The organism is Thermoplasmata archaeon (assembly GCA_035532555.1).
Classification (GTDB): Archaea; Thermoplasmatota; Thermoplasmata; order Lutacidiplasmatales; family UBA184; genus Lutacidiplasma.
The window spans coordinates 1-12,297 of sequence record DATKQS010000002.1 but is presented as its reverse complement, the minus strand read 5'-3'; the positions used below and the strand labels follow the sequence as shown (position 1 = coordinate 12,297).

General features: G+C 70.5%; 12 protein-coding genes. All 12 read right to left on the bottom strand.

What is annotated here, in order from left to right; all coding sequences use genetic code 11:
* Position 1 precedes the first annotated feature (1 nt).
* Complete coding sequence (gene trpD, locus VMV28_00110) at positions 2 to 1,048, bottom strand: anthranilate phosphoribosyltransferase (protein ID HUZ79019.1); 1,047 nt, start codon at positions 1,046 to 1,048, stop codon at positions 2 to 4.
* A complete protein-coding gene (locus tag VMV28_00105; protein HUZ79018.1) occupies positions 1,045 to 1,626 on the bottom strand; it encodes an aminodeoxychorismate/anthranilate synthase component II in 582 nt (193 codons plus the stop codon). The genes trpD and VMV28_00105 overlap by 4 nt, the downstream gene beginning before the upstream one ends.
* On the bottom strand, positions 1,623 to 2,825 hold the full coding sequence (locus VMV28_00100; GenBank protein HUZ79017.1) for a chorismate-binding protein: 1,203 nt from the start codon (positions 2,823 to 2,825) through the stop codon (positions 1,623 to 1,625). The genes VMV28_00105 and VMV28_00100 overlap by 4 nt, the downstream gene beginning before the upstream one ends.
* Complete coding sequence (locus VMV28_00095; protein ID HUZ79016.1) at positions 2,822 to 4,144, bottom strand: aspartate kinase; 1,323 nt, start codon at positions 4,142 to 4,144, stop codon at positions 2,822 to 2,824. The genes VMV28_00100 and VMV28_00095 overlap by 4 nt, the downstream gene beginning before the upstream one ends.
* Positions 4,141 to 5,226, bottom strand: a complete 1,086-nt coding sequence (asd, locus tag VMV28_00090; GenBank protein HUZ79015.1) for an aspartate-semialdehyde dehydrogenase — start codon at positions 5,224 to 5,226, stop codon at positions 4,141 to 4,143. Before asd ends, VMV28_00095 begins: the two co-directional genes overlap by 4 nt.
* Positions 5,223 to 6,308, bottom strand: a complete 1,086-nt coding sequence (aroC, locus tag VMV28_00085; protein ID HUZ79014.1) for a chorismate synthase — start codon at positions 6,306 to 6,308, stop codon at positions 5,223 to 5,225. The genes asd and aroC overlap by 4 nt, the downstream gene beginning before the upstream one ends.
* On the bottom strand, positions 6,305 to 7,582 hold the full coding sequence (gene aroA, locus VMV28_00080) for a 3-phosphoshikimate 1-carboxyvinyltransferase (protein ID HUZ79013.1): 1,278 nt from the start codon (positions 7,580 to 7,582) through the stop codon (positions 6,305 to 6,307). The genes aroC and aroA overlap by 4 nt, the downstream gene beginning before the upstream one ends.
* Positions 7,579 to 8,460 carry a shikimate kinase gene (locus tag VMV28_00075; GenBank protein HUZ79012.1) on the bottom strand — a complete coding sequence of 294 codons (882 nt, stop codon included), beginning with the start codon at positions 8,458 to 8,460 and terminating at the stop codon, positions 7,579 to 7,581. Before VMV28_00075 ends, aroA begins: the two co-directional genes overlap by 4 nt.
* Entirely contained in the window at positions 8,448 to 9,962 is a 1,515-nt protein-coding gene (locus VMV28_00070) for a type I 3-dehydroquinate dehydratase (protein HUZ79011.1), read from the bottom strand. Before VMV28_00070 ends, VMV28_00075 begins: the two co-directional genes overlap by 13 nt.
* Positions 9,959 to 10,990: a 3-dehydroquinate synthase II gene (locus VMV28_00065; protein ID HUZ79010.1), complete on the bottom strand. Its 1,032-nt coding sequence runs from the start codon at positions 10,988 to 10,990 to the stop codon at positions 9,959 to 9,961. The genes VMV28_00070 and VMV28_00065 overlap by 4 nt, the downstream gene beginning before the upstream one ends.
* 5 nt (positions 10,991 to 10,995) lie before the next feature.
* The gene (locus VMV28_00060) at positions 10,996 to 11,748 is read right to left on the bottom strand and encodes a 2-amino-3,7-dideoxy-D-threo-hept-6-ulosonate synthase (protein ID HUZ79009.1); all 753 of its coding nucleotides are present in this window, start codon (positions 11,746 to 11,748) and stop codon (positions 10,996 to 10,998) included.
* A gap of 235 nt (positions 11,749 to 11,983) precedes the next feature.
* Positions 11,984 to 12,145: a hypothetical protein gene (locus VMV28_00055; protein HUZ79008.1), complete on the bottom strand. Its 162-nt coding sequence runs from the start codon at positions 12,143 to 12,145 to the stop codon at positions 11,984 to 11,986.
* Positions 12,146 to 12,297 lie beyond the last annotated feature (152 nt).

The following is a 12,297-nucleotide window of genomic DNA, read 5'->3' as shown; positions in this document are numbered from 1 at the left end:
GCTACTCCTCCCCCGCCCAGATGCGCGAAGCGCCGAGCTCACGGAGCCGGCCGAGCAGCGCTTCGGCGTTGCCGGAATCGAGCGCGTCGGTAGCGCGGGCGACGCCGGCTCGCAGCGTCGGAGCGGCGCCCCGCACCCACAGCCCGAGGGCGCTCGTGAGGAGGATGCTCCCCCGGCGGGCACCGCCCCCTCCCGCGAGGATCCGCTCGGTCTCGGCGGCCGACTCCCGGGCCGGAAGCGGACCGTTCGAGCCCCGGCGGTCGTCCGGATCGAGGTAGCGGTGGGGGTCCACTCGGAGCCGATGCCGGCGGGTACCGCTCCACAGGAACAGTTCGGAGGGCCTCGTGGGGGAGAACTCATCCGTCGCGTCCGAGGCAACGATCGTGGCCCCGTCGTGGACGCCGAGCCGGGGAAGGATCGATGCCACGGACCGGGCCGTGGCGCGATCGGGAGTCCCGACGACCTGGTAGGAGACTCGTGCCGGGTTCGTGAGCGGACCGAGCTGGTTGAACAGGGTGCGGATCCCGAGGGCGCGGCGCACGGGTCCCACCGCGTCGATCGCGGGATGGAAGAGCGGCGCGTGCAGGAACGTGATCCCCTCGCGACGGTAGCTCTCCCGGGCGAACGCCCGCGACGTGAGGTAGGGAAGGCCGAGCGCCTCGATCAGATCGCTCGATCCGGCGTAGCCGAGGCGGGCTCCGCGCAAGCTCCGGTTTCCATGCTTCGCCACGGGCACGCCCGCCGCGCGGACCACGAAAGAAGATACGGTGCCCACGTTGAACGCGGGGCGTCGCGCTCCGCCCGATCCACAGAGATCGATCGCCCGATTTGCGCGCGGGCCGGGGAACGGGATCGAACGGCGCTGGAGCTCGCGCGCGAAGGCCGCGATCTCGGCGGACGTCTCGCCGCGCGTCGCGAGCGCGGCGAGGAGCGCCGCGCGTTCGACGTCGGAGGTCGAATCACGAACCAAGAGATCGACCGCGGAGCGGACCTCCACGGGGCGCAGCGGCCGGCCGTCAGCCGCCCTCTCCAGCAGCGAACCGATCATCGGTGGACCTCCCCGAGGAAGTTCCTGAGGATCGTGGGCCCCCGCGTCGTGAGGTAGGACTCCGGATGGAACTGGACCCCCGTGACGGGGCGGTGTCGGTGCCGCACCGCCATGACGGTCCCGCGCGCGGTGGAGGCGGTCACTTCCAAGACGCGGGGGACGTGGCGTGCGTCGAGTACGAGCGAGTGGTACCGGGCCGCGTCGAACGGAGAGGGCACTCCCCGGAAGAGCGGGTCGGCGCCATGTCGGACCGCCGCCGTAGCTCCGTGCACGGGCGAGGAAGCGTGGACGACTCGGCCCCCGAAGTATTCGCCGATCAGCTGGTGGCCGAGGCAGACCCCGAGCACGGGGCGCTCGCGGCTAAACTCGGTCAGTACCCGGCGTGCGAGGCCCGTCACGCGCCGGTCCCGGGGATGGCCCGGACCCGGAGAGAACACGAAGCCGTCAGGGTCGTACTCGGTGACCTCCGACCAGGGAGCCGTGTAGCGGATCGTACGTACGTCGGCGCCCGCCGTGCGGAGCGCCTGATCCACGTTGTAGACGAAGGAGTCCTCGTGGTCGATGAGGAGGACCTTCATCGCGCACCTCCGACCAGCGTCGACTCTACCTGCGCCAGCTTCGCGAGCACCTCGCGGTACTCACGCCGAGGTTGGGACTGCCAGACGATCCCGGCGCCCGCGGCCGTGTGCAGCGCTCGTCCAGCCGCGAACGCCGTCCGGATGGAGAGCGCCCACGCGGCATCGCCGTTCCCGCGCAGGAGGCCGACCGCTCCCCCATACGGGCCCCTCCACGTTCGCTCCTGCTGGCGCAGGACCTGGGTCGCGCGGATCTTGGGCGCGCCGCTCACGGTTCCCGCCGGGAATGCGGCGGCGAGAGCCTCCCAAGGGCCGACCCCGGCACGCAGGCGGCCACCCACCCGGCTGATGAGATGCTCGAGGCGCGCGAAGCGCTCGCGGCGCTCCTTCGAGAGGACGCGGACGGTCCCAGCCTGGGAGATGCGCCCGAGATCGTTCCGGGCGAGATCGACGAGCATCCGGTGCTCCGCGAGCTCCTTGGGATCCTCCTGGAGCGCGCGACGCCCCCGTCGGGCCCGTCCGTGCGGAAGGGTCCCCGCGATCGGGCTGACGTAGGCGCGGCCCCTCCGGACCTCGAGGACGGACTCCGGGCTCGCACCGACGATCTCTCGATCGTCGAACTTTAGATAGTAGAAGTAGGCGAATCGCTCGACCGCACGCAGCCAGCCGGCGCGTTCGACCAGGTTCGCCGGCCGGGGCCAGCTCCGCCGGGTGGCGACCACGACCTGGAATACCTCGCCATCCCCGACCGCAGCGCGTGCGCGCCGGACGGCCCGTTCGAACGCTCGCTGGGGGAGCGTCTCCCGCAGCGGTCGGCCGGGGCTACGGATCTCTCGGGAGGCCGGCGGGCGCACTGGCAGGTGTGGCACGCGCTCGAGACGCAGACGCTCGATGACCGCGAACTCTCCGAGGGGGAAGGGCGCGCCCGGAGGGAACTTCCTCAACAGCGGCTCGAACGCCGAGACCGCGTCGAATCCGACGTAGCCGAGCAACGCCCGGTCCCGACGGCCGCGCAACGCGCTCACCGTCCGCTCCTCCAGCGAGGCGGTGGTGTCGCTCGGCCCGATCGCGAAGCGCGCTCGTGGGTCTACGAAGGACGTTGCCCATCGCCCGGGAATCCCCGGCGCGTCGCCGCGCTCGATGTAGCCCGCGCAGGCGGCGTCCCGGGAGCGGTGGACGAACTCCTCCCACGGATCGCTCATCGGCCCACCTCCTCGACGAGCGCGCGGTGAAGCGCGCGGAGCGCGGCGCGAGCCTTTGGGATCGGCACGGCGAAGGAGAGCGATCGGGGCGTGGCGCTCAATCCCTCCCCCTCGGCGAGGATCGCCGGCGGGATGCGGCCGAGATCGTCGAGCACGCCATCTCCGATCGCCGTGAGCAGGCCGACGGGGAACGGACCTTCGATGCTGGCGCCCCCTCCTCGGGAGAGGCCCGCGAGCGCGCGGGCGGCTGCCCGGGCCTTCGTGCGCTCCACCACGACGCTCAGCAGCGAGGAGGACGTGAAGAGGGTCACGATGTTCACGCGCGCGTCCGCGAGCCGGTGGGATGCCTCCGCGACGACCCCCGGTCGCTGGCGACCTCCCGGCACGCGAATCCGGACCAGCCCGAGGGGTTCGAGCAGGGTGAGCGCCCGCATCCCGTTCGGGCCCCGGGGAGGGCCGATGATGGTCACCTCATGCGGGTCGTCGAGCGAGCGGACCGCGATCTCCAGGTTCGCCGTGCGCGCCGGCTCCACCGTCAACGGATGGAGGACCTTCGCGCCGAACTGAGCGAGCTCCTCGGCCTCTTCGTAGGAGAGGCGTCGGATCGTGCGGGCCCGGGGCACGAGTCGCGGGTCGGCCGTCAGTACCGAAACGCCGCGTTTGATGAGCTCGACGCGGCTCGCACCGAGGATCGCCCCGATCGCGGTCGCCGAATAGTCGGAACCGCCACGACCGAGGGTGACGACGCGCCCGTGGAGGCTCCGGCCGAAGAATCCCGTGACCACCGGGATCCGGCCGCTCCGCAGGTGGGCTCCGAGCCCGGCGCGAACATTCGCGGCCGAGCGGTCGATGAGGATGTTCGCGGATCCGTGCCGATCGTCCGTAACGAGCCCGAGGCGGTCGGCCTCGATGCCGACGGCCGGAAGGCCGGCGTTCCGCAGCTCGCCAGAGAGCCAATCGACCGCCAAGCGCTCCCCGATGCTCAGGATGAGATCCGCGGTCGGCGGGTCGCACCGGCCGCGCCGCTCGATCCGATGGACGAGGCGGCGCAGGCGGGCCAGGTGCGCGCGGCCGATCGCCGAGGGGTCGGGATGTTGCTCTTCGATGCGGACGAGAGCTTCCCGATGGGCCCGGGTCGCGCGCGGCCGCTCGATCAGGCCCCGAAGCTCGTCGGTCACACCCTCCCGGGCCGAGACGATGAGGACGACCGGCGTGCGGGACTCCCGAAGCACCCGGATCCGAGTCACGACCACGTCGGGCCGGGCGAGCGATGCGCCTCCGAACTTGACGACGAGCGGCCGGCGCGGGCGTGCGCTCACGGGGACCTCCCGGAGGGGGCAAGGAGTCCGTAGGAGTGCGCGAGCTCCGCATTCGAGACCGAACCGCCCGCTCCTCCGCGGACCGCATTGTGGACGAGCAAGTAGAACCGGAGGTACGGCGCTTCCCAGCGCACCCGGCCGATGGAGACCGCCATCCCTCGAGCGCGATGAGGGTTCCCGGCCCAGCGGTCGCGAACGGGCTGGGGCCGGTCGGGCTCGCTCCGCAGCACGATCGGCGGGTGGGGGAGCGTGGGAAGAGGTGCACCCGCGAGCGGGTCGAAGCGGCGCCACGCATCCAGGATCTCGGCACGGCTCGGACGCCGACGGGCGATGACGGTGATCGCTTCGAGGTGACCGTCCCGAACCCCCACGCGGGCGCACTGGGCGAGCACCGGTTCGGCCCGCGGATGGATCCGACCGTTGCGAGCGGTCCCCAGCATGCGCCGGGTCTCCTCGGCGACCTTCTCCTCCTCCTCTCGGATGAACGGCACGACGTTGTCGGTGATCGACAGCGAGGCGACGCCCGGGAACCCGGCCCCCGACAGAGCTTGGTAGCTCGCGAGGTGGACCTCGCGGGGAGCGAGAAGCTTCCAGATCGGGGCGAGTCCGAGCACCAGGCCGGCCGCCGTACAGTTCGGGTTCGTCACGAGGATCCCGCCGGGGCGCCGTCGCGCGGTGAGCATCCGAAGATGAGCCGCATTCACCTCCGGGACGAGGAGGGGAACATCGGGGTCCATGCGGTGGTCGGAGGAATTGCTGAAGACGTGGAGGCCGCGCCGGCGGCACTCGGATTCCAGTACCCCGGCGGTGCCGGAGGGAAGGGCCCCGAACACCACCCGCACTCCGCGCGCGCGCAGCTCGCGAGGGGTGAAGGGGTGCAGCCGTTGCCGGGCGAGCGCGCCGGGGACATCTTCGGGGAGCTGCCAGAGCTCCTCGAGCGGCCGGCCCGCGGAGCGGTCCGACCCCACGAGGATCGGGGGAGCGAAGAACGGGTGATCGCCGAGCAGGCGGGCGAAATGCTGGCCGATGTACCCGCTCGCGCCCAGGATGGCGCTCGGGATCTGCCGGGAGTCTTCGCTCACGACAGGAACCCTCCGCGATAGGCGAGATCGGCGAGGACCATCGCACCCACGTTCTCGACCACGACGACGGCACGCGGAACGATGCAGGGATCGTGGCGCCCGGTGACGACGAGCTCGGCGGGCGCGTGGGTGGCGAGGTTGACGGTCTGCTGCGGTCGTGCGATGGAGGACGTCGGCTTGACGGCCACGCGGTAGACAATCGGCATCCCGTCGGCGAGGCCTCCCAGGATCCCGCCGGCGTGGTTCGAGGTCGTTCGGATCCGGCCGTCCTCGTAGCAGAACGGGTCGTTGTGCTCGCTCCCCCGCATGCGCGCCGCCCGGAACCCCGCACCGAACTCGATCGCTTTGACCGCGGGGATGGCGAAGACCGCGTGCGCGATCTCACCCTCGATCGAGTCGAAGAATGGCTCGCCGAGGCCGACCGGCACACCATGGATGTGCACCTCGACGACGCCCCCGACGCTGTCCCCGGATCGTCGGGCGGTGGCGATCTCCTCCTCCATCCGCAGGGCTGCGGTGGGATCGGGGCAGGCCACCTCGTTGGCGCTCGCCCGTCCACGGGTCTCCCCAAGCGTCAGGGACGGATCGATCAAGGCGTCGACCGCGCCGATGCTCCGCGTGAATCCGACCAGATCCACGCCGATTGGGGCGAGAAGCTGCCGGGCCAGCGCTCCGGCGATCACGAGCCCGACCGTCATGCGGCCGGAGAAGATGCCCCCGCCGGAGAGGTCCGCCTCGGGCCCGTACCGGACCCGCGCCGGGTAGTCCGCATGACCGGGGCGAGGCAGATCCCGCATCCGGTCGTACGCCGCGCGCTGGACGTCCTCGTTCGCGACGTGGGCCCGAAACGATCCCCCGTCGGTCCGGCCGTCCACCACGCCTCGGTCGATGACCATCCGATCCTCTTCCTGGCGCTTCGTGGCGAGGCGTCGGCCGACCGGCCTGCGACGGTCGAGCTCACGCTGGATCGCTCCCACGTCGATATCGTGTCCGGGCGGGATCCCGTGGATCTCGACCCCGACCTCGGGGCCATGGCTGGTCCCGAACAGCGCGACCCGATAGCGCTCGCCGAACTCCATCATGATGCGGTCCCTCGCTCGTGCACCACGCGGGACAGGGCATCCCAGAATCCGGGGAACGATTTTCGAACCGCCCGCCCGTCCCCCAGGTGGGATGGCGAACGCGCGGCGAGAGCGCCCACCGCCGCGCTCATGACGAGGCGATGATCGTCGAGATCCCGGAGCGAGAGCGACCGGGGAACGCCGGTGCCTAGGATGCTCAGCTCTCCTCCCGCGGTCTCGACGCGTGCACCCATCGCGCGCACGATGCGCGCGGTCTCGGCGAACCGATCGGACTCCTTCAGCCGCACGTGCGCCGCCCCTCGAAGACGGCTCCGGCGGCCCGGGACTCCTGCGGCGAGGACTCCCACGAGCGGGTACAGGTCCGGCGAGTTCGTTAGATCGACCGAGATCCCTCGACGGACCGAGCCGGTCACTTCGGTCGCGAATCGACCGCAGCGAACGGACGCGCCCATCCGGCGCAGGATATCGAGCAGCGCAAGATCGGCCTGCGGCCATCGCCGGTCGAGCCCCGTCACGGTCACATCCCCGCCTGTGAGGGCAGCGGCCGCCCAAAAGTACGCGGCCGACGAGGCGTCGCTGGGTACGGTGAAGGGAGTGGCCCGGAACGTCTGCGGCCCGTCGACGCGGTAGGCTCGCGGCCGCACAACGATCCGGACCCCATAGGCATTCAGGACCGCGCAGGTCGCCTGGACGTACGTTCGTGAGACCAAAGGCCCTTGCAGTCGGATCTCCGATCGACCCTCGACGCGCGGCAGGGCCATCAATAGGGCGGAGAGATACTGCGAGGTCTCGTCGGACCGCACGTCGATGCGGCCCGCGGAGATCGGTCCGCGGATCGTGCACGGAAGGGCCCGGTCCTCGTGTTCGGGAGAGATTCGTGCTCCGAGCGTGCGCAATGCGTCGTACAGATCCAACATCGGTCGAGCGGGGAGGCGTCCTCGTCCCGTGATCCGGATCGGTCGGTCGGAGAGTGCCGCGAGTGCCGTCAGGAACCTCAGCGTCGTTCCCGACTCGCCGCAATCGATCGTCCGAAGGCGGTCGGTCGCCACCGGCGCGGGCTGGATCTGCCACCGGTCCGCGGCGAATCGCACGCGCGAGCCGAGCGCAGCGAGGCCACGGGCGGTGGCGCGCGTGTCGTTCGAATCCAGCGGCCGAAGGACGGTGGCCCGGCGACCGGAGAGGTGGGCCGCGACCAAGGCACGGTGAGTGTAGCTCTTGGAGGGCGGCGGGGTGAGCCGCCCTCGCGCAACGCCGGGATTCACCGTGCGGATCATGAGGCCTCCTCGATCGGCTCGATGCGGGCGCGTGGTCGGAAGTCGACCGCACGTACCTCCCCACCCCGGGAAGCGAGGGTGCTCCGCACCGCATCCGCGCGCTCGGGAGGTGCCAGGACTGCAAGGGCGGGACCAAGTCCGCTCACTCCGCTTGCCGTGGCGCCGCGCTCGGCGAGTTGCCGACGAAGTTCGCCGTAGTCGTAGCCGAGGATAGATTCGACGAGCTCGGTGTTGCGTTCCATCGCTCCCAACAGATCTCCCCCGAGCGCCGCGTCGATCGCCGGCCGAGCCTCCGCAGCACGCGCACGGAACCTATCGTGCCATTCGGTGGACGGGCGATGGTGCGCGGAAGGTATCCAGAGGAGAACGGCGAGCCCCGCGGGAGCCTCCCCGGACCAGAGCACGGCGCGCGCCGCGTTGTCCGTGATGACCGCGCCTCCGGCGAGCGCCGCGAACGCGTCATCGAACGCTCCCGTCGCGCTCAGGCCGATCCTCTGAGAGAGGTCCGCCGATATCCGTGCGAGGGTCGTGGCATCGGCGGCCACGCCGACGGCTCGAGCCACGGCCGCGAGGACCGCACCGCTCACGGCGGAGGAACTCTTCAACCCGCACGCGGACGGGATCGAAGAGCGGATTCGGACCTGGACCGACGGGGCGCCACCGGGCGCGAACCGCTCCAGCCCGGCCTCGACGGCGGCGCGCACGAGCGGAGTGTCGCTGGGGGGCGCGATCGTGGTGGCGCCGGGTCCGTGGCGCGGCTCGAGATCGAGGTCGACCTCCACCTTGACGTCCAGCGTGACGGCCGCGGCGGCGCCGATGCCGGCGGCCAGGGCGTTGACGAACGTGATCGCTCCCGACGCCGCCGCTACGCCGCGCACAGAACCTCCTGAAGGGCCTTCTGCTCGAGCGCGAGCGAGGGGCGCGCGTCCCAGAAGGCTCCGAAGCTCTCGGCCGCCTGATAGACGAGGAGCCGGCCGCCGTCCTCGTACGTACCTCCGCCCTGGATCGTCATGTCCCTCAGGAAGGGCCGATCCGGCCGGTAGACAAAATCGAGGACGTACGTGCCCGGTCCGCATCGCCCCGCCCAGGGGATGTCGAGCGCAGGAACGTCCGAGCGGCCGGCAGGCGTCGCATGGACGATGAGCGACGCAGGAGCCGACGACGGTCGGGATACCTCCGTCCCGAACTCCCGTGCGATGCGGGCGACATGGCCGGCCGATCGCCCGAGAATCTCGGCGCTGGCATGGAGCTCGGAGGCGGCGACGAGGGTGGCACGGGCCGCACCTCCCGTCCCGAGCACGAGGAGACGGTCGTCGGTCCAGGCGCCGGATTCCCGAAGTTCCCTGAGGCGACGGAGCATGGCGCTCACATCGAAGTTCTCCGCACGCCAGACCCGACCGGTGCGAACGAGAGCGTTCGCGCAGCCGGCCTGCTCGGCGGCACGCCCGCATCGGTCGGCGAGACGCAGCGCAGCGTCCTTCCACGGATGGGTGACGTTCATCCCCCGAAGCCCGTCCTCGCCCAGCGGACGGAGCACACGCGCAAGCTCCTCCTCCGATTCGATGTCGAGCGCGAGATAGAGGCCGGGTTTCCCTTCCTCCGCCATCCACAAGGTGTGGACATCGGGCGACAGCGAGTGGTCGATCGGGTGACCGGTCACTGCGAAGAGCCGGCCGAACTCGCCGGCATCGTAGAACCGTCGAAGTCGGTCCACGGGGAGTTGGGACGGTTCCACCGCGGCCTCTCCCCTGGCCCTGAGCCCCCGAGCCGGAGGCGCCGCGAACACAGCGGCGAGCCCGAAGCGAGGGGCGAGGGCTCGCACGAGAGATCCCGAAGCGCCGGTCGTAAGGACGATCTCCGGGTGCGGGCTCCCTCCGGGGTGGAGCAGTGGACGCACCTCTCGGTAGAATCGGCCGACGCCGCAGGGCAGCACTACTTTGGCGATCGCACCGCGAGGCTGGTGGCCCGAGAGGAGCTCGGAGATCTTCTCCGCGGTGTCATTCGCCCGGAGATGGCAGGAGAGGATCAGGGTCGGGCAGTGCGCCCGGGTCCCAACGCTCGCGATCAAGGCGCGGTCGCGTCGTAGCTCGAGATCGAGGTAGGTGAACGGCAGATCGGCGAGCGCGGTCAGGATGTCCGTCCGATCGCGAAGATCATCGAGCCCTGCGCCTCCCTCCGCGGTGGAGCGGTACGTGGCGAGCATCGGGAGAGGGCTCGGGAACAGCTCGGCCGCGCGGGGAAGGTCCTCGCGGGCCCAGCGATCGAAGCGGATTTCCACCGCATCCGCGCCCTGCGGGAGGAGCTCGGCCACCTCCGCTCGCGTCGCCACCGGCGTGCGGGAGGGGATCGTCACGATCACGAGCGGAAGGTGCTCTGTCATCGTTCCTCGATCGTTTCCGCGACGGCCATGCCGAGATGACGGCCCGCGACGAGCGAGACCCCCAATACCTCGTTTCCCGCGTGAAGGTCGGTCGTTGCGATCCGTCCATCGGGCGTGGTCAGTCGGACGGTCTCTGCCTCTTGGAGGAAGACCGTGAACAGGCGGCCGCCGCGCTCGACCTCGATGAGCACGAGCGGGCGGCGCTCGATCTTGATGCGGCCGACGCGGGCCGAGCGCGACGAGCCGTCCGAGCTTGCGACGAGCACCGCATCCCCTGCGACGAGCTCGCTGAGGTACCGGGTCTCGCCGTTGGCGAGCAAAGTGTAGGAATGGGCCGCGCCGGCGTTGACACGGAAGGGCCGCGGGCGGGTGTAACGGGACCCGATCGCCTCGCTGGCGACGTGGAGTAGGAAGGCGGCTGCGCTCCCCACCAAGAGCCCTTCCTCGGGCCGGAGGAGCGAGGTCGTATCGACGATCACACGATCGCCTCCTCCCACGGGAACGATCCTACGGATGGGGACGCGCTCGAGAGTCAGCGGGATCGCCTGGCTCTCGAGCACCGCCTCGAGCGCATCGATGGCATCGGGCGAGCCAAGCTCGATGACGATGGTGTCCGCCCCATGTTCGAGCGCACCTAGGAATCCGGGAATCTCTTCGGTCCTCTGGGTCACGACCCACAAGGTGCCCGGTCGGGAACGAGCGGCCACGAGGTTCTCTAGAGGAATGACGCGCTCCTGGCTCCAGCGCACCGCGACACGGTGCCCGAGACGCAGGCGGTCGATCACGGTGTCCATATCCGCGGGGGCCGAGACCGAGACGACGGGGATCTCCTCCCGGCTGGGGGCGGGCCCAACGATCCGATCACCGACTCGCGAGTACAGTTGCCGACCGGCGGTCGACTCCTCCGCGACGCTCGTCGCCGGAACGAGGAAGCGATGGAATCCGCGTCGCTCGGCCCGCGCGAGGAATGCGCGGATCTCCGCGACCTCGGTCGCCGTCGGGCAGAGGACGAGCCGGTCCATCGTCATGGGATCTAGGCCGCACCGTGAAGGATGTCGGCGATCGGTCGCGCGATCGCGGAGACCGGCTTCCGCTGGAAGAGGTTACGTCCGATGCAGATCCCCGCGGCGCCGGCGCTCACGGTCTCGTGGACGAGGCGCAAGAACTCCGAGTCCTCGTCGAGTCGGGCCCCTCCCCCGAGGAGCAGCGGGACCGGGGTCGTACGGACGAGGCGCCGGTACTCTTCGAGCGAGCCTGGGTACCCCGTCTTGACGATATCGGCGCCGGTGTCGGCCGCGGCACGGCAGGCGTGCCGGATCTCCTCCGGCGTGCCTCCGTTCGGCTTCTTGACGTAGGTCATGCACATCAACGGCAGCCCGATCGTGCGGCATTGATCGGCGGCGATCCCGAGGGAACGCAACATCTCACCTTCCTCCGCGATCCCGAAATTGACCTGGATCGAGAGGAGGTCCGCCCCGAGCGCTACCGCCTCTTCGGCGGTCCCGACAAGCACCTTGAGGTTCGAGTTCGGCGCGAGGCTCGTCGACGCCGAGACGTGGATGCCGAGAAGGGTGGTGGGCGCGAGCACCGGGACGAGCGGTCCTACGGCTCCCTTGGTGACGACGACCATGTCGACACCCGAGTCCTGGAGCTCCCGCACGAGCGTCGGGGCGTCCTCCAGCCCATCGATGGGCCCCATCGAGACCGAATGGTCGAGCGGAACCGAGAACAAGCGCCGACGTTCGTTCGGGAATATCCTGCGCAGCCGGATCGTTTTTCCGTACATTTTTTCCTCCTCCTACGTTTCATGTGGTGAGGGAAGCTCCGGAGGCCGAACCACTCTCGGGTTCAACAAAAGTGGGACGCGCCGTCCGGGCGCTCCCCGGTCACCAGAGCCAGGTACTGACCGTCCCCGTCGGGACCTCGGCTTGCTCTCCGCCGCTCCGCCGGCCGGTCATCAAGTCCCCCCACGGGGACCCCGGTATTTAGCATTGCGCGAGGCCGCTTTCGCCGAGACGCCCTCACCCGTGCGTGAGGTAGGAAAGGGTCAACAGGCCGATCCCGACGGCGGCAGGAGCAACGGCCCACGCCCAGCGGTTCCCGTGCGTGGCTGGAGCGATGCGCGCACCGTACCCGAACAGCGAGCCGATCCCGAGTGCGTTCGAGACGCACAAGGCAACCAACCGTTGAAGCTTCTGGAGTACGGAAATTAGTTCCGACCCCCCTCCTCGCCCCGACTCCCGACCAGCTCCAGTGGGCCCGAGCCCGCGCCCAGGCCCTGCGTTACCGCCAGCACCTCCCTCTACCTCCTCCCCCACCCCGAGCTCCCTCGCCC

Coding starts and splice junctions, on each gene's coding strand:
- aroC (HUZ79014.1), bottom strand. CDS start 6,308: ATGATGGAGTTCGGCGAGCGCTATCGGGTCGCGCTGTTCGGGACCAGC.
- VMV28_00065 (HUZ79010.1), bottom strand. CDS start 10,990: ATGACGATGGACCGGCTCGTCCTCTGCCCGACGGCGACCGAGGTCGCG.
- VMV28_00070 (HUZ79011.1), bottom strand. CDS start 9,962: ATGACAGAGCACCTTCCGCTCGTGATCGTGACGATCCCCTCCCGCACG.
- aroA (HUZ79013.1), bottom strand. CDS start 7,582: ATGATCCGCACGGTGAATCCCGGCGTTGCGCGAGGGCGGCTCACCCCG.
- VMV28_00100 (HUZ79017.1), bottom strand. CDS start 2,825: ATGAGCGATCCGTGGGAGGAGTTCGTCCACCGCTCCCGGGACGCCGCC.
- VMV28_00105 (HUZ79018.1), bottom strand. CDS start 1,626: ATGAAGGTCCTCCTCATCGACCACGAGGACTCCTTCGTCTACAACGTG.
- trpD (HUZ79019.1), bottom strand. CDS start 1,048: ATGATCGGTTCGCTGCTGGAGAGGGCGGCTGACGGCCGGCCGCTGCGC.
- VMV28_00060 (HUZ79009.1), bottom strand. CDS start 11,748: ATGTACGGAAAAACGATCCGGCTGCGCAGGATATTCCCGAACGAACGT.